General features: G+C 65.3%; 19 protein-coding genes. 16 read left to right on the top strand and 3 right to left on the bottom strand.

The window, feature by feature from the left end; translation table 11 throughout:
• The coding region (locus G341_RS0103505; protein ID WP_043450485.1) for an SDR family NAD(P)-dependent oxidoreductase at nucleotides 1-326 on the bottom strand (326 nt) is incomplete at its 3' end.
• 145 nt (nucleotides 327-471) lie between these two features.
• Between G341_RS0103505 and fgd the strand changes: the two genes are divergently transcribed.
• The 10 genes from fgd (at nucleotide 472) to G341_RS0103455 (ending at nucleotide 10,402) form a co-directional block, all read left to right on the top strand.
• The gene (fgd, locus tag G341_RS0103500; RefSeq protein ID WP_018177723.1) at nucleotides 472-1,488 is read left to right on the top strand and encodes a glucose-6-phosphate dehydrogenase (coenzyme-F420); all 1,017 of its coding nucleotides are present in this window, start codon (nucleotides 472-474) and stop codon (nucleotides 1,486-1,488) included.
• Nucleotides 1,489-1,789: 301 nt separating this feature from the next.
• Entirely contained in the window at nucleotides 1,790-2,476 is a 687-nt protein-coding gene (locus G341_RS20865; RefSeq protein WP_018177722.1) for an ABC transporter permease, read from the top strand.
• A gap of 6 nt (nucleotides 2,477-2,482) precedes the next feature.
• A complete protein-coding gene (locus G341_RS0103490; protein ID WP_081622405.1) occupies nucleotides 2,483-3,493 on the top strand; it encodes an MlaD family protein in 1,011 nt (336 codons plus the stop codon).
• The gene (locus tag G341_RS0103485) at nucleotides 3,493-4,530 is read left to right on the top strand and encodes an MlaD family protein (RefSeq protein WP_018177720.1); all 1,038 of its coding nucleotides are present in this window, start codon (nucleotides 3,493-3,495) and stop codon (nucleotides 4,528-4,530) included. Before G341_RS0103490 ends, G341_RS0103485 begins: the two co-directional genes overlap by 1 nt.
• Complete coding sequence (locus tag G341_RS0103480) at nucleotides 4,518-5,555, top strand: MCE family protein (RefSeq protein WP_245556901.1); 1,038 nt, start codon at nucleotides 4,518-4,520, stop codon at nucleotides 5,553-5,555. The genes G341_RS0103485 and G341_RS0103480 overlap by 13 nt, the downstream gene beginning before the upstream one ends.
• Entirely contained in the window at nucleotides 5,555-6,676 is a 1,122-nt protein-coding gene (locus G341_RS0103475) for an MlaD family protein (protein WP_043450481.1), read from the top strand. Before G341_RS0103480 ends, G341_RS0103475 begins: the two co-directional genes overlap by 1 nt.
• The gene (locus G341_RS0103470) at nucleotides 6,673-7,707 is read left to right on the top strand and encodes an MlaD family protein (RefSeq protein ID WP_018177717.1); all 1,035 of its coding nucleotides are present in this window, start codon (nucleotides 6,673-6,675) and stop codon (nucleotides 7,705-7,707) included. Before G341_RS0103475 ends, G341_RS0103470 begins: the two co-directional genes overlap by 4 nt.
• Nucleotides 7,704-8,723, top strand: coding sequence for an MlaD family protein (locus G341_RS20860; RefSeq protein ID WP_018177716.1), 1,020 nt, complete (start codon nucleotides 7,704-7,706; stop codon nucleotides 8,721-8,723). The genes G341_RS0103470 and G341_RS20860 overlap by 4 nt, the downstream gene beginning before the upstream one ends.
• A 6-nt stretch (nucleotides 8,724-8,729) precedes the next feature.
• Nucleotides 8,730-9,557, top strand: a complete 828-nt coding sequence (locus G341_RS0103460; RefSeq protein ID WP_018177715.1) for a hypothetical protein — start codon at nucleotides 8,730-8,732, stop codon at nucleotides 9,555-9,557.
• A 2-nt stretch (nucleotides 9,558-9,559) separates the two neighbouring features.
• Entirely contained in the window at nucleotides 9,560-10,402 is an 843-nt protein-coding gene (locus G341_RS0103455; RefSeq protein ID WP_018177714.1) for an MlaE family ABC transporter permease, read from the top strand.
• Nucleotides 10,403-10,409: 7 nt separating this feature from the next.
• Here G341_RS0103455 and G341_RS0103450 read toward each other — a convergent pair whose 3' ends face one another.
• Nucleotides 10,410-10,880: a hypothetical protein gene (locus G341_RS0103450; RefSeq protein WP_018177713.1), complete on the bottom strand. Its 471-nt coding sequence runs from the start codon at nucleotides 10,878-10,880 to the stop codon at nucleotides 10,410-10,412.
• A gap of 234 nt (nucleotides 10,881-11,114) precedes the next feature.
• Between G341_RS0103450 and G341_RS0103445 the strand changes: the two genes are divergently transcribed.
• The 3 genes from G341_RS0103445 to G341_RS0103435 are packed head-to-tail and all read left to right on the top strand — an operon-like array spanning nucleotide 11,115 to nucleotide 13,858.
• A complete protein-coding gene (locus tag G341_RS0103445; RefSeq protein WP_018177712.1) occupies nucleotides 11,115-11,633 on the top strand; it encodes a VOC family protein in 519 nt (172 codons plus the stop codon).
• Nucleotides 11,634-11,643: 10 nt separating this feature from the next.
• Nucleotides 11,644-12,699: a 2,3-butanediol dehydrogenase gene (locus tag G341_RS0103440; RefSeq protein WP_026303203.1), complete on the top strand. Its 1,056-nt coding sequence runs from the start codon at nucleotides 11,644-11,646 to the stop codon at nucleotides 12,697-12,699.
• Nucleotides 12,700-12,712: 13 nt separating this feature from the next.
• A complete protein-coding gene (locus G341_RS0103435; RefSeq protein ID WP_018177710.1) occupies nucleotides 12,713-13,858 on the top strand; it encodes a 3-ketosteroid-9-alpha-monooxygenase, oxygenase component in 1,146 nt (381 codons plus the stop codon).
• Nucleotides 13,859-13,903: 45 nt separating this feature from the next.
• On the opposite strand, the gene G341_RS0103430 is transcribed toward G341_RS0103435, so the two are convergent.
• A complete protein-coding gene (locus G341_RS0103430; protein ID WP_018177709.1) occupies nucleotides 13,904-14,257 on the bottom strand; it encodes a VOC family protein in 354 nt (117 codons plus the stop codon).
• 181 nt (nucleotides 14,258-14,438) lie between these two features.
• Here G341_RS0103430 and G341_RS0103425 point away from each other — a divergent pair, with 181 nt between their 5' ends.
• The 3 genes from G341_RS0103425 (at nucleotide 14,439) to G341_RS0103415 (ending at nucleotide 18,337) form a co-directional block, all read left to right on the top strand.
• Nucleotides 14,439-15,017 carry a TetR/AcrR family transcriptional regulator gene (locus G341_RS0103425; RefSeq protein ID WP_018177708.1) on the top strand — a complete coding sequence of 193 codons (579 nt, stop codon included), beginning with the start codon at nucleotides 14,439-14,441 and terminating at the stop codon, nucleotides 15,015-15,017.
• Between the two features lie 84 nt (nucleotides 15,018-15,101).
• Nucleotides 15,102-17,195: a phosphate acetyltransferase gene (gene pta / locus G341_RS0103420; RefSeq protein WP_043450445.1), complete on the top strand. Its 2,094-nt coding sequence runs from the start codon at nucleotides 15,102-15,104 to the stop codon at nucleotides 17,193-17,195.
• 2 nt (nucleotides 17,196-17,197) lie between these two features.
• Complete coding sequence (locus G341_RS0103415; protein ID WP_018177706.1) at nucleotides 17,198-18,337, top strand: acetate kinase; 1,140 nt, start codon at nucleotides 17,198-17,200, stop codon at nucleotides 18,335-18,337.
• Nucleotides 18,338-18,351 lie beyond the last annotated feature (14 nt).

Raw genomic sequence — 18,351 nt, 5'->3', positions numbered from 1 at the left:
AGCCGGTCGCTGTGCTCGAGGAGTGGTCCGGTGGGCATGATGCCGGCGTTGTTGATCAGCACGTCGATCGGCCCGTGCGCGGCCTCGATCTGGTCGAGGAATGCCCGGAACGAGTCGCGGTCGGTGACGTCGAGTGCGATGCCGGTGATGCCGAGGTCGGCGGCGGCTTTGCCGACTGCGTCGGCGTCGATGTCGCCGATGGCGACGGTGGCGCCGGCGTCGAAGAGGGTGGTGGCGGTGGCGAATCCGATGCCGCGGGCGGCGCCGGTGATGGCGACGACCTTGCCGTCGATTCGAGTGGCCGTGCCGCGTCCGAACAGGTTCATGATCACTCCGCTGAAAAGTTGGTACAGGTGTAACCAAAAGTACCAAGTGATGCGGATGACACAATAGGTCTGAACGTGAACTGGTCGGTGCCGCGATGGAAGCGGCCGGACGGGATGCCGCGGAGCGGCAGGACGAGGAGATGGCGTGGCTCAGGAACTCAAGCTCGGATACAAGGCCTCGGCGGAGCAGTTCAATCCGCGTGAGCTTGTCGAAATCGCTGTTGCGGCAGAGGAACACGGCATGGACTCGGTGGCGGTGAGCGATCACTTCCAGCCGTGGCGGCACAACGGCGGCCACGCTCCGTTCTCGCTGGCCTGGATGGCCGCGGTGGGCGAGCGGACCAATCGCGTGCAGATCGGTACCTCGGTGCTGACGCCCACCTTCCGCTACAACCCGGCCGTCATCGCGCAGGCCTTCGCGAGCATGGCCTGCATGTATCCGGACCGGATCATGCTCGGCGTCGGCACCGGCGAGGCGCTCAACGAGTATGCGACCGGCTTCCAGGGGGAGTGGCCCGAGTTCAAGGAGCGCTTCGCCCGCCTGCGCGAGTCGATCGCGCTGATGCGCGAGCTGTGGAGCGGCGAGAAGGTCGACTTCGACGGCGAGTACTACAAGACGCAGGGCGCGTACATGTACGACGTCCCGGAGAAGCCGGTGCCGGTCTATGTCGCGGCCGGCGGCCCGGTCGTGGCGCGCTATGCCGGGCGCGCGGGCGACGGTTTCATCTGCACCTCGGGCAAAGGGCCCGAGCTCTACACCGAGAAGCTGATCCCGTCGGTCAAGGAAGGCGCCGAGAAGGTCGGGCGCGAGTTCGCGGACATCGACCGGATGATCGAGATCAAGATCTCCTATGACCCGGACCCGCAGCTGGCGTTGGAGAACACCCGATTCTGGGCTCCGCTGTCGCTGACGCCGGAGCAGAAGCACAGCGTCAACAGCTCGACGGAGATGGAGCGGCTCGCCGACGAGCTGCCGATCGAGCAGGTCGCCAAGCGCTGGATCGTGGCATCCGATCCGGACGAGGCGGTCGAAAAGGTGAAGTTCTACACCGACGCCGGCCTCAATCACCTGGTGTTCCATGCGCCCGGTCACGATCAGGCGCGGTTCCTGGAGAACTTCCAGCGAGACCTCGAGCCACGGCTGCGCAAGCTCAGCGTCTGACGAGTCCTGCCGTAGGCCCGCGCGGCACTATCGGTATCGGGTACCTTCAGTTCGGCCACCGCCAGAGGCCAATCAGTTATTGATCGCTAATTGGATGTCAATATCGGCAAACCATGCGTTCTGTGACCCAGCCTCTGAGAGACTGACGGCTGCGATTTACATCACGCCGGACGGAATGTATGGTTCCGTCTCAATGCCGACCGAGCGCTCGAACGCCCCTAGGAGCCCCGTGTGACTGTTGCCGTCTATCGCCCGAGAGGGCTCGGCTGGCTCTTGATACCGGGCCCAGACGATCCAGACGGTGACCGATCTGGCCTGGGGCCGGGGCGCGATCGTGGTCGGCGGCGGCACCGCGCTGGTCATGGTGGTGCTCGGCGCCGCGGCCGGTGCGACCGTCGCGGTCGCGGTCTACGGCGTGCTGAACATGCTGGGCATGGGGTCGCTCACCGGCGTCGTGGGCTCGTTCGCCATCACCCGTGAATTCGCGCCGCTGCTGGCGGCGTTCGGGTTCGCGATCCAGGCCGGCTGCCGGATGACGGCCGAGATCGGCTCGATGCGGATCAGCGAGGAGGTCGACGCGCTGGAGGTGGTCGGCGTCCGATCGATCGCATTCGTCGTGTCGACGCGGATCATCGCCGGGCTGATCACCATCATCCCGACGTTCCTCATCGCGATCATCGCGAGTTATCTCAGCGCATCGCTGGTGGTGCTCACGCGCGGCGAATCGGCCGGCGCGTACGAGCACTACTTCGATCAGTTCGTGAACTTCACCGACCTGTTCTACGCGATGCTCAAGGTGATCGTGTTCATCGTCGTCATCATCCTGATCCATTGCTACCAAGGCTTTTTCGCCTCCGGCGGCCCGGAGGGCGTCGGTGTCGCATCCGGCCACGCGATCCGCGCCAGCCTGGTGTCGATCGTCATCCTGGACATGCTGCTCACGATCGCGTTCTGGGGCTTCACCACGACTCTGGTGTTCCGGGGGTGATGGGCGATGGCTGATTTCCGTGCGGCGGGTATGGCCGAGGACCCCAAGGTCTTTCTGCGTCGGGCGGTGATCTTCATCGTGGCGCTGGCGGTGGTGCTGGCGCTGGTGCTCGGCATCAATGCGGCCATGGGCAGCGACACCCTGAAGATCTCGATGCGCACCCAATCGGTGGCCGGCGGAATCGGGCCGGGCAGTCCGGTGATGCTCAACGGCGCGCCGATCGGCAAGGTCGACAAGGTGTCGCTGGTCAACGGCAGTGACAAACGCGTCGTGCTGGCCATCGACAAGTCGAAGGTGCCGGACAAGTCGCTGCTGTCGTCGACGCTCACCGCGTCGTACGCGCCCTGGAATCTGTTCGGCATCAGCTCGGTGATCCTGCAGACCAACCCGGGCGGCGTGAAGCTGACCAACAACTCGACCTTCTATCCGGATACGCCGAGCGACGCGACTCTGACGACACTGCTGCGCCAGCTGAGCGATACCCAGAACGAGGCGTTCGCGCCGCACATGGGCCAGGTGCTGCAGCAGGCGAACATCGTCACCACCGGACTCATGCCGATCCTCGGGGTGCTGGGCGAGGTGCTGCAGAGCGTCACTGACACGCAACGGATTCCGACCGAGCAGACCCTCCCGGTGCTGGCCGCCACGCTGTCTCAGGCGAACGGGATGCTCGGCTCCCTGATGGAGTCGCTGCGCCAGTTCGTGAACTGGCCCGAACCGCTGCGGCCGGGATACACCGAAGAGCAGAACGCGGCGATGAACGCGCTGAGCACCGACTTCGTGCAGCAGCTCATCCAGCTCGCCGGCGCCCCGGGTCTCGCGCAGCTGACCCCCACCACGCCGATCTTCACCGACTTGTTCAACCGGATCCGCAGCACGTTCCCGGACGCGACCCGTAACGGAGAGGAACTGCAGACCTTGCTGCAGCGTATCCGCGCCGCCATGCCGAATACCCCGAACGGGCCGGTGCTCAACGTCGATGTGATCGTGCGCGGCGCGATGGGCGGTGCCCGCTGATGCGCGGATTCACCAGATCGCTTATCTACCTGATCATTTTCGCCGTCGTCGCGGTGATCTGCGGCGTCTTCGTCGTCAACGCGATCAATCGGCCGATCGCGGCGAGCACGTCGAGCTACACGGCGAAGTTCACCAATGTCTCCGGTCTGCGGGTCGGCAACGACGTCCGCATGTTCGGTGTTCCGGTCGGCAAGGTGACGGCGATCGATCTGGAGCAGAAGCGCGCCAACGGTGACGGTTCGATGACCACCGACGCCAAGGTGAAGTTCACCCTCGACAAGAAGCAGTCGATCTACGGCGACACCAAGCTGGCCATCCGGTACCTCAACCTCACCGGCATTCGCTATATCGATGTGCAGCAAGGGACTTCGTCGGGGCCGACCGAGCGGCCGAAGGACATGATCACCACCGCGCAGACGATTCCGTCCTTCGACGTGACGCAGATCTTCAAGGGATTCGCGCCCGTGCTGCAGGCAATGGATCCGAATGACATCAACCACTTCGCCAACAGCATGCTGGCGCTGGTCCAGGGCGACGGGTCCGGCTTCGGCGACATCATCTCGTCGTTGTCGAAGGTCGTGAAGTTCGCCGACGACCGCCAGCAGATCATCAACACGCTGGTCGCGAATCTGAAGACGCTGTCGGACAGCCTCGGCGGCAAGAGCTCCTACCTGGATCCGATCATCGGTTACGTCGGCCAGGCGTCCCAGATCATGTTCGGCATCACCGAGCAGTTCCGCGAACTCTCCAACACCGGCGGCCCGGTGTTCGCCGCGCTCGACAACCTGCTGGCCGCCGTTGGAATCCAGCCCGGCACGACCGCCGACTTCCACGTGTTCGCCAAGCAGCTGCTGCCGGCCGCCGAGTCGGTGATCGGTCTGCTGGGGCTGACGCCGGGAATCCTGAACACGCTGAACCAGGTCTTCCCCGCGTCCGGAACACCGGCGACGCTGAACTGCTCGAAGGGCCCGGCGCAGCTGCCGTCCGATGTCGCCCTCTTCCTCCGCGGAACGCAGGTGACCTTGTGCAACCGTTGATGGAGAAACTCACCCGGCCGATCCGCCACCTCGTCGACCCGCCGTCGAAGTCGGTGGCCCAGGAGACCCGCGGCGAAATCTATTGGGGCGTAGCGATGGTCATCGTCGGCGTGGTCGCGGCGCTCGTCGTGGGGGGCCTCTACGTGTTCTCGCCGGGCACCTACAAGATCAAGGCCGACTTCAACGAGGCCGGACTGATCCAGAACGGGGCATCGGTGCGCGTCGCCGGAATTCAGGTCGGCACCGTCAAGAAGATCAGTCTCAAGAGCGACCATGTCGAGGTCGACATGGCGGTCAACAACGGCACCTGGATCGGCGACCAGTCGTCCGCCGAGGTCAAGATGCTCACCATCGTCGGCGGCAACTACATCGACATCACCCCGATGGGTACGAAAAAGCTTGGCAAGAACCACATTCCGGCAACCCGGACGTCCGTGCCGTACTCGTTGATGGAGACCTTCCAGTCGATTACGCCGAAGCTCTCGCAGGTCGATGCCACCCCGTTGCGGGATACGTTGTCGCAGTTGCAGACCGGGTTCAGCGAGAACCCCGGGGCGATCAAGCAGGACCTGACGGTCATGCAGTCGATGCTGCTCAACCTGAACCGGAACCAGGACAACTTCGGCGCGATGCTCAAGATGGCCGCCGAGTACACATCGAGTCTCAACAACAACGGCGCGGTGATCACCAACCTGATCAGCAACCTGAGCTACTTCATCACCTCGGTGAGTTCGTTCTCCGATCGCTGGCAGTACATGTTCGACCATCTCACCGACTTCCTGGCGCGCCTCGGCAGCGTGCTCGGCGACTACCAGACGGACGTGGATCCGCTGGTCCGGCAGGTCGACGACATCGGACGCCAGTTCGGCCCGCTGATGGCGCGGTACACGCCGATGATCGACCAGGCGCGTGACCTGATCACCCGGCTGGAGAACTCGGTGCAGCCGGACGGATCGGTGGTCATCAACGGGCAGACCGTGCTGACCTCCAACTTCTGCATCCCGCAGCTGGGGGTGAAGTGCTGATGGCATCCGTTGCGCGCAAGGCGCTGAAGTCGAAGTGGCTGATCACCGGAACCGTGGTCGTGCTGATCGCCGTTCTCGGCGTGGGCTTCTGGGGCTACAAGAAGGCGACATCGAGCACCAAGAGCTACTGCGCCCAGATGTCGGATGCCGTCGGCATGTTCAACGGGAACGCCGTCACCCGCCGGGGCGTGAAGGTCGGCACCGTCACCTCCGTCACGCCCAAGGGCACGATGGCGATCATCAAGTTCACGGTCGACTCGAAGCAGAAGCTGCCGGCCGACGTCGGTGCCGTCACCGTGTCGCCGTCGATCCTGGCCGTGCGGCAGCTCGCGCTGATGGGCGACTATCACGGCGGACCCACGCTGTCCGCAGGCGACTGCATCAAGCTGGCGAACACGAAGACGCCGGTGTCGATCGCGCAGTCGCTGGAGAGCGTCTCCAAGCTCAGCGATCAGCTCACCACCGGGGGAGGGACGCAGCAACTGGGGCAGGTGCTCGCCAGCATGGGCACCGTCAACAAGGAGCTCGCCGGTACCGGCCCGATCCTCAACGCCATCATCAAACAGCTTGCGGTGCAGCCGAATACCCCGATCAACGGCTTGATGGGCGACATCGGCACGCTGATCGACAATCTGGCCGGCCTGACCACCGGTATGGCCTCCAACTGGGGTACCGGCAAGCAGCTGGTCGAGTCGGTCGTCAACGGCAATGGCTGGATCCAGCCGTCGCTGGCCGACCTCCTGAGCATCGTGCAGTCGGTCCAACCGGTCATCTCCGTGCTCGGGTCGCTCATCGAACGCTACGGCCACTTCATCTACCCGGCGGTGGACGCGGTGGTCCCGATGGCCCGGGTGATCGGGGCCGGGTTCCGCAGCTTCGGCGACGTGCTGGGAATCGTGCCGCCGCTGGTGCGCGCCTTCACCGTCAACTTCGACCAGAACACCTTCGGGCTGAGCGTCAAATACACGCCGCCGTCGACGCATATCCCGGCGAAGAACCCGGTGCAGACCTGCGCGAACATCAATCGCTACTTCCCGGGGCAGTGCACGGTCGTCGACCCGCAGACGATGGATGTGCAGATCATCCGTCTGGCACTGGAGATGACCGGGGGCAAGCCATGATGCGCACCAGAAGCATCCGGGCGGTCGCCGCGGCGCTGGCGATCGTGCTGGTATCGGCGGTGTCGGGCTGCGCGTCGCTCTCGCCGACGAAACTGCCGAGCGCGCAATCGTTCCGGAGCGGCTGGACGATGAAGGTCGAGTTCGCGACCGTGGTGAACCTGCCCGACCAGTCGAAGGTGACCATCAACGGCATCGACGGTGGCGTCGTGAAATCGAGCAAGATCGTCGGGAAGAACGCCGAGGTGACCCTGCTCATCAACGACGACATGACGGTCTCCGCGGATGCCACCGCCGAGATCCGGCAGGACACGCTGCTGGGCGACACCTACGTGAGCCTGACCAACCCGAGCACGGGCACCGCGAACGCGTTGCGGCACGGCGGCGCGCTGCCGGTGGCGAATACGAAGCAGCCGGTGCAGATCGAATCGCTGCTGTCGAGCCTGGCCAACTTCGTCAACGCCGGCAGCGGCGGCGTCGGCGACCTCGGCGAGACGTTCCGGCGGGTCAACGCGCAGTTCCCGCAGAACCCGAATGACGTCCGGCGCATCGAGGGCACGATGATGGACACCCTCAACGCCTGGGCCGACAACACCGACCAGCTCAACCAGCTGCTGACGTCGGCGAACGGCGCGGTGCAGACGCTGGCCGACAGTACCGATGTCACCAACAAGATCCTCAGCCCGGACGGGCCGCAGATCATGAAGACCTTCCTCGGGTTCTTCCCGCTGTTCCAGCTTCTCGGCAAGTTGTCGATCCTGACCAACGCCGACATCGGGCTGGTGCCGCTGCTGAATTCACTGACCGGCGTGATCAATGGCGTCGTGAAGCCGATCCTCATCCCGGGCTGGCCGAACGGCAAGGTGGCGTTGGCAGCGCAGATGCAGAGCCTGCTGACCGACAAGCTGATCCCGTTCTTCCAGAACACGCCGAAGCTCAACGTCCGGCAGCTCGCGATCGACAACAACGTGCCGACCGCGACGCAGGCTGATCTGATGGTTCGGACGTTCCGCATGATGGGGCTGGTCCAATGAGGAAATCCATTGCCCGCGAGCTGATCACGAATATCGTGATCTTCTTCGTCGTCATCGCGCTCTGCGTCGCCTACCTGATGTTCTCGGTGTATCACGTCAGCCCGGGCAAGAAGTACACGTCGGTGTCCATGCAGCTCGACAACACCTACCTCATCGTTCCGGGCACCGGCGTCAGCATGAATGGCGTCAAGATCGGCCAGGTCACGTCGGTCACGCCGAATCAGCAGGGCGCGCTGGTCAAGATGAAATACGCGGCGTCATACGATATTTCGACGACGAGCAAGGTCGAGATCGGCCAGCAGTCGGCGATCGGCGAGCCGTATGTCGACTTCGAGCCCCAGGTCAACGGCGGCCCGGTGCTCACCAACGGATCGACCGTCAACGCCTCGCAAGTCTCACAGCCGCAGTCGATTCCGCACATCTTCGACCAGCTGCAGATCCTGACCACGGCGTTCAGCGCCGGTCCGATGTCGGGGCTGATCAACACGATGTACGAGGCGCTGGACGGCACCCAGAACGCGATGCCGGCGCTGCAGAACGGCGCCCAGCTCTTGATGGGTGTGCTGACGTCGCGGCAGGCCACGTTGCGCAATATGTTCGCCAACACGCAGCAGTACTCCGCGGACATGCAGTGGATGGCGAACGATCTGGGCAGCTTCGGTGACATCCTCGGCGACGCGGTGGTGACGTTCCGCAACGCGTTCAAGGGCGTGTCCACCCTGGTCTATCAGGATCACCTGTACCACAACGTGATCGACGTGATCAATCCGTTCTTCACCAAGCTCAACGCGAAGTTGACCACGCTCTGGCCCAACCTGGTCGATACGCTGACTCCGTTCGTTCCGATTGCGGCGTCGATCAACCAGACGCTGCCGCAGATCGATGTGAGCGCTCTGTTGAGCACGGCGCTGAGCATGTTCGGTTCGGACGGGGCGGCGCGGCTGACCGTCACGCTGCCGCCCCCGAAGCAGTTCCCGCCCAATATCACCACCACGACCCGTGCCCCCGCGCGTTAGGACGAGATGACCAACGAACCCGACACCAATGAACCCGACACGCCGGCCACGGATGGTCCGGCGGCGGATGATCAGGTGACGCAGCAGGTTCCGGCCGCCGAGACGTCGGCAAAGCCCGCTGCCGAGACGTCGGCTGAGCCCGCTGCCGAGACGTCGGCGAAGCCTGTTGATGCGAAGCCGGCGAAGGCCGCGAAGTCGGAGAAGCGGTCAGTCACCATTCCGCTCGACAAGCTTCGCTGGGGTGCGGCCGCCGTGATCGTCATCGCGGCGCTCGTGGCCGGTCTCGTGGTGTTCGCGGTGCGCGACATGCAGGCTCGAGATGACCTGTCGTCGCTGCGTACGGACCTGGCCAACCGGGCGAAGGCCGAGGACATCGCCGGCAAGTATGCGGTGAGCGCGGCGACGCTCGACTATCACGATCTGACGGGCTGGATCGCCGCGCTGAAGAAGGGCGTGTCGCCCGAACTGGTGAAGAAGTACGACGTGGTCGGGCAGAGCATGCAGCAGGTCCTCGACGTGCTCCAGGTGCAGACCACCGCGAGCCTCGTGGTCTCCAAGACGGTCAACGTCGCCGACAACATCTACAACGTCCAGGTGGTCGTGGAGACCGCGACCAAGAATGCCCAGATGCCGCAGGGCAGTTCGAGCAATGTCGCCTACTCGATCACGCTCGACAAGAAGCAGAACTGGCTGATCACCCAGGTCGGCGATCCGTCGAACCTCGTCAATTCGACGCTGCCCGGGCTGGGTCAGCCCGGCGCTCCGCAGAACGGCGCGCAATCGGGTGCTCCCGCCCCGACGGCGCCTGCCCCGACCCCGGCACCGGGAGGCTGATCATGGCGCTGCTAGCTGCTCCGGCCAAGGGATCGCTGCGTGCCGATCTCCAGGACAACCTGCGCGACAACGCGATAGGTCCGGTGCGTACCGCCGGTCGTCTGTTCCGGCTGATGGTGCTGGCGGTCGTCACCATTGTCATCGACGCATTCCGGTTGCAGCTCAAGCTGAAGGAGGCGGTGATCCAGGGCTGGTACCTGGTGAGCGTCACCGCCCTGCCGGCGTTCCTGATGGCGATCCCGTTCGGTGTCATCGTGACGCTGCAGATCGGCAACCTGATCAATCAGATCGGCGCCCAGTCGCTGCTGGGTGCGGCGAGCGGCGTCGCGGTGATCCAGCAGGCGGCGCCGCTGGCATCGGGCATGCTGCTGGGCGGCGCCGGCGCGTCCGCGATCGCCGCCGACCTCGGTGCCCGCACGATCCGCGAAGAGATCGACGCCATGCGCGTGATGGGCATCAACCCGCTCAATCGCCTTGTGGTGCCGCGGGTCATCGCCGCCACCGTCGTCGCGCCGCTGCTGGCGATGTTCATCATCCTGGTCGGCGTCGTGGCGTCGTACTACCTGTCGGTGTCGACCCAGGGCGTGGCGCCGGGCAGCTATTGGCTGTCGTTCGGTGCGTTCTCGAATGTCCGGGACCTGGCGCTGGCGCTCTTCAAGGCCGCGATCTTCGGCATGATGATCGCCGTCATAGGCTGCCAGCGCGGCCTCGAGGCCAAGGGCGGCCCGCGCGGCGTCGCCGACGGTGTCAACGCCACGGTGGTCGTCTCCAGCGTCGCGATCATCATCGTCAACCTGGTCCTCACGCAGATCTACACGATCTTCTTCCCGGTGCAGCTGGGCTGACCGAGGATCAGCCGACGAGATCACCGGGGTGCCACTCGGTGATCTGAATGCCGTAGGTCGCCACCGAGTGGTCGGTGAAGACGACCGCGTTGCACGAGAAGATGTTGTGGTTGCTGTCGCCGAACGGCAGCACGCCCGGGATATCGGCGTAGCCACTGAACTCCCACACCGTCAGGATGTCAGCCCGGGTCCGGTGTCGCCCCCGGACGGCCCGGTCGCCGTCGTCCTCAGCCAGTCCGGTCGTGCGGCCGCCGACATGACTGAATCGAGTGCCCGCTACTGCCACAGCGATCTGCTGCGCGTCCAGCTCGCCGGCCAGATGCACAGGGATCATCGACCGGGTGTCGGCCAGGCACGCATCGGTGGCCGCCTTCTTGCGGAAATGCCGGTCGTTCATCAGCTTCGCGGTCGGGATGCCGCCCGCGATAATCACGATGAGGCTGGACCCGAAGACCAACGCGCGCAGGGCTGCTCGCATGGTCCTCCTCGACCGTAGGGCCCGCCGAAAACATGACGCATATGGACTGTCGTGGCAATACTGTCCTTTGCTCCCCGTATGCGCCATGCCTCCAGTAGGAATTCATTCGGTCGAATGGCCTGGTCGGCGCCAGACGGCCGCCGGGATGTCTCACTGAGCAGGAAGGTGAGGGTTGTCCAGGTCACACCTGTGTTTGTCTCGATAAGTAATCGGAGCAACCTATGGGGGTGGCGGATGGCGACTGCGAGTCGTGAACCGATCGTGCAGGTCGGATACGTGGTCGACGATCTCGATGCCGGGATCAAGCACTGGATCGACACCGCCGGGATGGGCCCGTGGACCGTCTTCCGCGGCGTCACCCTCAACGGCACCTACCTGGGGCAGCCCACGACGGTGACCATGCATGTCGCGATGGGTTACTCGGGCGAGACGCAGATCGAGCTCATGGAGATCACCTCGGACACGCCGTCGCCCTACGCCGACGCCGATGGCAAGCCGCTGCTCGGGCCGCATCACGTCGCCTGGCTGACCGACGATCTGGACGTCTCGCTCGCCGAGGCGAAGGCCGCCGGACAAGAGGTGCTCTTTCAGGCCGAAGGCCCCGGAACGCGGGTCGCCTACGTGCACAGCCCGACCCATCCGGGGCCGATCTTCGAGTACATCCAGACCGATGGCATGCGCGAAATGATCAAGTACGGCATCGAACAGACGCGGAACTGGGACGGTACCGACCCCGTTCGCGAACTGGGATAGGGGAAAGCTGATGTTGGCGTTGAGGATGCACGGGCCGAGTGATGCGCGGCTGGATGACATTCCGGAACCGCAGGCCGGGCCGGGCACCGTCAAGGTGCGCATCGCCTGTGCGGGAATCTGCGGCTCGGACCTGTCGCTGTACGAGCACCCGGCGGTGCCCATCGACTTCGTGCACCCGCTGATCGGCGAGGCGGGACCGCATGTGCTCGGCCATGAGATGTCGGGTCATGTCGCCGAGGTCGGAGAGGGTGTCGAGGGGATCGCGGTCGGCGACCTGGTCGCCGTGTTCCCGATGGTCGACGACGACGTCTGCCCCGCATGCGGCCGCGGCGAGACCAACCTGTGCGATCAGGGCGGCTTTCTCGGCGTGATGGGCGGCGGCGGCGCATTCTCCGAATACATCGTGGCGCCGGCCCGCAACATCTTCGTTCTGCCGGAAGGGTTCACGGCCGACACGGGCGCGCTGGTCGAGCCGCTGGCCGTCGCCTATCACGCGGTGGAGCAGAGCCGGATTCCCGCCGGCGGTACCGCATTCGTCGTCGGTGCCGGCCCGATCGGGCTGGGGCTGCTGCTATGCCTGAAGGCAATGGGCGCGGGTCGCGTCGTCGTGTCGGAGCCGAGTGCGGGTCGCCGTGAGCTGGCCGCATCGTTCGGCGCCGATGTGATCGACCCCGGCGAGAAGGATCCCGTCGCCTACCTGCTCGAGCGCAATGGCGGCCGCGGCGCCGACGCGTCCTTCGACTCGGCCGGCATGGGCGATTCCACGTTCGGCCCGGCGTATCAGGCGCTGCGCAAGGGCGGTACCACCGTCGTCGTCGCGATGTACCACGGACCGGTCAGCAGCAACCCGGCCGAACTGATGCTCACCGAAAAGGTGTGCACCGGCAGCTACGCCTACACCCGCAAGGATTTCGCGGCGGTCATCGACGCCATCGCCGATGGACGACTGGCGCCGATGTCGTTGGTCACCAATCACATTCAGCTCGCCGATGTCTTGGACGGTGGCATCAAGACACTCCTCGGCGAAGGTCGCAACACCGAAGTCAAGATTCTCGTCACCCCGTGAAAGGAGTCGCAGCATGACCGTTACTGATACCGATACCGAGGAAGTCCGGATCATCGAGTCCGGCAAGAACCCCGAGCGGTTCGCCCGGGGCTGGCACTGTCTCGGACTGTTGAAGACATTCCAGGACGGCAAGCCGCATCAGATCGAGGCGTTCGGCACGTCGCTGGTGGTGTTCCAGTCCGAGACGGACGGCTCGATCAATGTGCTCGACGCCTATTGCCGGCATATGGGCGGCAACCTCGCCCACGGCAGTGTGAAGGGCGACTCGATCGCCTGCCCGTTCCATGATTGGCGCTGGAACGGCAAGGGCCGTTGCAGCGGTATCCCGTATGCACGTCGGGTGCCGCCGGTGGCCAAGACGCGGGCGTGGACGACGCTGGAGCGCAATGGCCAGCTGTTCGTCTGGCATGACCCGCAGGGCAATCCGCCGAACGTCGATATCCCGGAGATCGAGGGCTACGGCACCGACGAGTGGACCGACTGGACCTGGAATGTCCAGCTGGTCACCGGATCGCACTGCCGCGAGATCGTGGACAACAACGTCGACATGGCGCACTTCTTCTATGTGCACTACGCCTTCCCGCGGTTCTTCAAGAACGTCTTCGAGGGCCATGTCGCCACGCAGTTCATGAATTCGACGCCGCGCCAGGATATCGTCACAGGCACCAGCTACGACGATCCGAACTCCACGTTGAGCTCGGAGGCGTCGTACTTCGGGCCGTCCTACATGATCGACAAGCTCGTCAACGTGGCCAACGGCGTGACCGTCGAGACGATCCTGATCAACTCGCACTACCCGGTGTCGCCGGATTCCTTTGTGCTGCAATACGGTGCGATCGTCAAGAAGCTCCCGGACCTGTCCGACGAAGAGAACGCCCAGATGGCGGACAAGTTCGTCGACGGTGTGACGCTCGGCTTCGAGCAGGACGTCGAGATCTGGAAGAACAAGGCGCGCATCGACAATCCGTTGCTCACCGAGGAGGACGGCCCGGTCTACCAGCAGCGCCGGTGGTACGAGCAGTTCTACGTCGACATCGAGGATGTCACCGACGACATGACCAAGCGCTTCGAGTTCGAGGTCGATACCACCCGGGCCGTGCAGAGCTGGGAGGCCGAGGTCGCCGAGAACCTCAAGCTGAAGCAGGCGCAGCAGGTCTGACGACCCGGTCGTCTCGGATCAACCGACGACCGCCGACGCGGTGGCTCAGCGCTGCAGCGGGCTGTAGAAGACCAGTCCGTTGCCCTTGTTGTCGTAGACCACCGCGCGGCGCTCGTGCGCGTCGTCGTACGGTCCCTTGACGATGCCGCCGCCGCTGGCCTCGATCGCCTTCGCCGCGCCGTCCACGTCGTCGGTCTTGATGCCGACCACGACCTGCCCGTGGATCGGGTGGTCGATCGCGGTCGCGAGCGCCAGGGTCACCGACCCGCCGTCGAGGGCCGCGAAATGCGCGCCGTCACGGAATTTCAGTGCCATTCCCAGGGTTTCGCTGTAGAACCGGATCGACTCGTCCAGATCGTCGGTCGACAGGACGATCATCCGAACGTCGTAGTCGCTCATCGGGTACCTCCTTCGGCGGGAACGTTCTCAGCCTACGTCGCCGGTCATGCGCGCCGGCCGGAAAGGCGGATCCGCGCGGGTCCGCCCTGAAAACCTGACCAGAGCGGGCACTGATGCCCGTATAGGGCTTGAAACCGCTGCTGAGTCAGGTTTTCAGGGCGAGGGCGGCTACGGTTACGGAATGGATCGTGAGCGGTTGGTCGATGTCGCGCTGGGCACCATCTCCCGGTTCGGGGCCCGGGCGCTGAGCCTCACCTCGGTGGCCCGTCACGCCGGTGTCGGCCGGGCCACGGTGTATCGGGTCTTCGGCGGGAAGGATGCGCTGGTCGCGGCCGTCGTCGAGCGCGAGATCTCGCTGCTCGACGCCGAGCTCAATCGGCGGCTGGCCTCGGCGACCACCCCGGCCGACCAGGTCCGGGTGCTGGTGCACACCGCACTCGACTACATCCGCAATCATCAAGCGCTGCAGTATGTCCTGCAGCACGAGCCCGAAGAGATCCTGTCGACGGTGATCGCCACCGGTCCGAACCGGGATCGGCGGGAGACGCTGATCCACGCGATCCTCGCCGACGGCATGGTGAAGCTGACCGACAACCCGAAGCTGGCCGCCGCCCTGGTGCCCAACGCCGAGGCCGCATCGGAGTTCATCATCCGGGTCGTGCATTCGCACATGCTGATTCCGCGCAGCCATCTCAGCGACGACGAACTCGCCGATCTGGTGGTACGCGCTGTCCTGCCCGGCGACGCCCCCGCGCGCTAGGCTCAGCCAGGTGAGCGAGCCAATCGTGGGTGCCCGGAGCGAACGCCAGCGAGTGAAACATCAAACGCGGCGTGTCAGTGCCTCATGCGCGCACGGAGCGAAGCGAGTACCTGCGTGAGCACCAGCAGTATCTACCTGGCCTCCCCGGAGGGCGATACCGGCAAGTCGACGATCGCCCTCGGAACCCTGCATCTGCTCACCGCCACCGGCGGCCGGGTCGGCGTGTTCCGGCCGATCGCCCGCTCGAGTGACGGGTCGCGGGACTACATCCTGGAACTGCTCATCGAGCACGACTCCGTCGACCTCGCGTACGAGGACTGCATCGGCGTCACCTATGACCACGTGCATCAGGACCCCAATGCGGCGCTCGCCGAGATCGTCGCACGTTTTCACCAGGTCGCCGACGTCTGCGATTCGGTGCTGGTGGTCGGCTCCGACTACACCGACGTCGCGAACGCCTCCGAGCTCGGGTTCAACGCCCGGATCGCGGCCAGCCTGGGTACACCGATCCTGTTGGCGCTCAAGGCCGCCGGCCGGACGCCGGCCGAGGTGCGATCGCTCGCCGACGTCTGTCTTGCCGAGATCAAGGAGAACCACGCCCATGCGGCGGCGCTGATCGCCAACCGGTGCGACCCCGATCAGCTCGACGCGATTCGAACGGCGTTGGAGCCCACCGGGTTGCCGGCGTGGACGCTGCCGGAGGAGCCGGTGCTCATCGCGCCGACGATGGCGGAGTTGATGGCCGAGCTGAACGGTTCGCTGTACTCCGGCGACCCGGAACTGCTGGGCCGCGAGGCGATGAGCGTGATGGTCGGCGGTATGACCGCCGAACACATCCTGGAGCGATTGACCGAGGGTGTCGTGGTGATCGCGCCGGCGGACCGGTCGGACGTGCTGCTGGCACTGGTCTCCGCCAATGCGGCCGAGGGCTTTCCGAAGCTGTCGGGAATCATCCTCAACGGCGGCCTCAAGCCGCATCCGATGATCGAGCAGCTCGTCCAGGGGCTGCAGCCGACGCTGCCGATCGTCTGCTGCGAGCAGGGGACGTATGAGACGGCAAGGGCCGCAGCGCATGTGCGCGGCCGGGTCGGGGTCAGCTCGGTGCGCAAGATCGACGCGGCACTGGCCGTCATGGAGGAGCATGTCGACTCGCGGACCATGCTGGATCGGCTGCAACTGGCGATCCCGAAGGTCGTCACCCCGCAGATGTTCGAATACCAGCTGATCGAACGGGCACGGGCGGATCGCCGGCATATCGTGCTGCCCGAGGGCGACGACGACCGCATCCTGCGTGCGGCCGGTCAGCTGCTGCGCCGTCAGGTCGCCGACCTGACGCTGTTGGGCGAGGAGAAGTCGGTGCGCGGCCGCGCCCAGGAGCTGGGCATCGATCTGTCGGCGGCCCGGGTGATCGATCCGACGAATTCCGAGTACTCCGAGGAGTTCGCGAACTCCTATCACGAGCTGCGAAAGCACAAGGGAATCAACCTGGATCGGGCGTACACGATCATTCGGGACGTCTCGTACTTCGGCACGATGATGGTGCATCTCGGTTACGCCGACGGCATGGTGTCGGGCGCGAGGCACACCACGGCGCACACGATCCGGCCGGCGTTCGAGATCATCAAGACCCTGCCCGGCGTCTCAACGGTGTCGAGCGTGTTCTTCATGTGCCTGGCCGACCAGGTGCTCACCTATGGCGACTGCGCCGTGGTGCCCGATCCGAGTACCGAGCAGCTGGCAGACATCGCGATCAGTTCCGCGGCCACCGCCGCGCAGTTCGGCATCGATCCGCGGGTGGCGCTGCTGTCCTACTCGACGGGTGAGTCCGGGTCCGGCGCGGATGTGGACCGGGTGCGCGCCGCGACCGAGCTGGTGCGCCAGCGGGCACCGGAACTGTTGGTGGAAGGGCCGATTCAGTACGACGCGGCGGTCGAGCCATCGGTGGCGGCCACCAAGATGCCGGACTCGCTGGTGGCGGGACGGGCGACGGTCCTGGTGTTTCCCGACCTCAACACCGGCAACAACACCTACAAGGCAGTGCAGCGCAGCGCAGGTGCGGTGGCCGTCGGCCCGGTGCTGCAGGGTCTCAACAAGCCGATCAACGATCTGTCGCGCGGCGCGCTGGTCGGCGACATCGTCAATACCGTTGCGATCACGGCCATTCAGGCCCAGGGGTAGTAGTGAGCTCAGATCTACGCGATGCCGTCTTCGTCCTCAACGCGGGTTCGTCATCGCTGAAATACCAACTCGTGCATCCCGATACCGGCGTCGTGGTGGCGGCGGGCCTGGTGGAGCGGGTGCAGAATCATCGGGATGCGCTCGCGGGGGTCTTCGAACAGCTGGCGGCCGACGGCATCGACCTGCGCGCCGACACGGGCGCGCTGTGCGCGGTCGGCCATCGCGTGGTCCACGGCGGGCAGACCTTCTACCAGCCGACGCTGATCACCGACGAGGTGGTTGCCGAGATCGAGCGCCTGTCCGCCCTTGCGCCGCTGCATAATCCGCCGGCGTTGCTCGGTATCGGCGCGGCGCGGGAGCTGCTGCCGGGGGTGCCCAATGTCGCGGTCTTCGACACCGCGTTCTTCCACGGCATGCCGGATGCGGCGACGACCTATGCGATCGACCGGGATACCGCGCAGCAGTACGGGATTCGTCGGTACGGCTTCCATGGGACCTCGCACGAGTACGTGTCGTCGCTGGTGCCCGGGCTGCTGAGAAAGCCGGCCGCGGATGTGGACCAGATCGTGCTGCATCTGGGTAACGGCGCATCGGCGTCGGCGATACGCGGCGGCCGGGCCGTCGACACCTCGATGGGGCTGACGCCGCTGGAGGGCCTGGTGATGGGCACCCGCGGCGGCGATATCGATCCGGGCATACTGCTGCATCTGGACCGCGTCGCCGGATACACCTCGGCCGACACCGATGAGCTGTTGAACCGGCGATCGGGACTCAAAGGCCTATGCGGGGACAACGACTTTCGGGCGGTGACCGCCCGTATTGAGGACGGCGACGAGGCTGCGCGCCTCGCGTATGACGTCTACATCCATCGCCTGCGCAAGTATGTCGGCGCATATCTGGCCGTGCTCGGGGGAGCGGACGCGATCTCGTTCACGGCGGGTGTCGGCGAGAATGCGGCGGCCGTGCGCGAGGATGCGCTCGCCGGGATGCAGCGCCTGGGCATCGAGATAGATCCGGAGCGTAACGCGGTGAGAAGCGGTGAGGCGCGGATTATTTCGACCGACGAGAGCGCCGTGACGGTGTTCGTCGTGCCCACGAACGAGGAACTGGCGATCGCCCGGCAGTCGGCCGCGCTGCTCTGAACGTTCGATAACGC

Source organism: Jongsikchunia kroppenstedtii DSM 45133 (genome assembly GCF_000380485.1).
In the GTDB taxonomy this organism is placed as follows: domain Bacteria; phylum Actinomycetota; class Actinomycetes; order Mycobacteriales; family Mycobacteriaceae; genus Jongsikchunia; species Jongsikchunia kroppenstedtii.
Note: the sequence above shows the minus strand (reverse complement) of the source record. Positions and strands in the feature narration are given on the sequence as shown.

Excerpts from the sequence above, each read along its gene's own strand:
- G341_RS0103490 (WP_081622405.1), top strand. The coding sequence starts at position 2,483 with ATGGCTGATTTCCGTGCGGCGGGTATGGCCGAGGACCCCAAGGTCTTT.
- G341_RS0103485 (WP_018177720.1), top strand. The coding sequence starts at position 3,493 with ATGCGCGGATTCACCAGATCGCTTATCTACCTGATCATTTTCGCCGTC.
- G341_RS0103475 (WP_043450481.1), top strand. The coding sequence starts at position 5,555 with ATGGCATCCGTTGCGCGCAAGGCGCTGAAGTCGAAGTGGCTGATCACC.
- G341_RS0103470 (WP_018177717.1), top strand. The coding sequence starts at position 6,673 with ATGATGCGCACCAGAAGCATCCGGGCGGTCGCCGCGGCGCTGGCGATC.
- G341_RS20860 (WP_018177716.1), top strand. The coding sequence starts at position 7,704 with ATGAGGAAATCCATTGCCCGCGAGCTGATCACGAATATCGTGATCTTC.
- G341_RS0103460 (WP_018177715.1), top strand. The coding sequence starts at position 8,730 with ATGACCAACGAACCCGACACCAATGAACCCGACACGCCGGCCACGGAT.
- G341_RS0103455 (WP_018177714.1), top strand. The coding sequence starts at position 9,560 with ATGGCGCTGCTAGCTGCTCCGGCCAAGGGATCGCTGCGTGCCGATCTC.
- G341_RS0103450 (WP_018177713.1), bottom strand. The coding sequence starts at position 10,880 with ATGCGAGCAGCCCTGCGCGCGTTGGTCTTCGGGTCCAGCCTCATCGTG.
- G341_RS0103445 (WP_018177712.1), top strand. The coding sequence starts at position 11,115 with ATGGCGACTGCGAGTCGTGAACCGATCGTGCAGGTCGGATACGTGGTC.
- G341_RS0103440 (WP_026303203.1), top strand. The coding sequence starts at position 11,644 with ATGTTGGCGTTGAGGATGCACGGGCCGAGTGATGCGCGGCTGGATGAC.
- G341_RS0103435 (WP_018177710.1), top strand. The coding sequence starts at position 12,713 with ATGACCGTTACTGATACCGATACCGAGGAAGTCCGGATCATCGAGTCC.
- G341_RS0103430 (WP_018177709.1), bottom strand. The coding sequence starts at position 14,257 with ATGAGCGACTACGACGTTCGGATGATCGTCCTGTCGACCGACGATCTG.
- G341_RS0103425 (WP_018177708.1), top strand. The coding sequence starts at position 14,439 with ATGGATCGTGAGCGGTTGGTCGATGTCGCGCTGGGCACCATCTCCCGG.
- pta (WP_043450445.1), top strand. The coding sequence starts at position 15,102 with ATGCGCGCACGGAGCGAAGCGAGTACCTGCGTGAGCACCAGCAGTATC.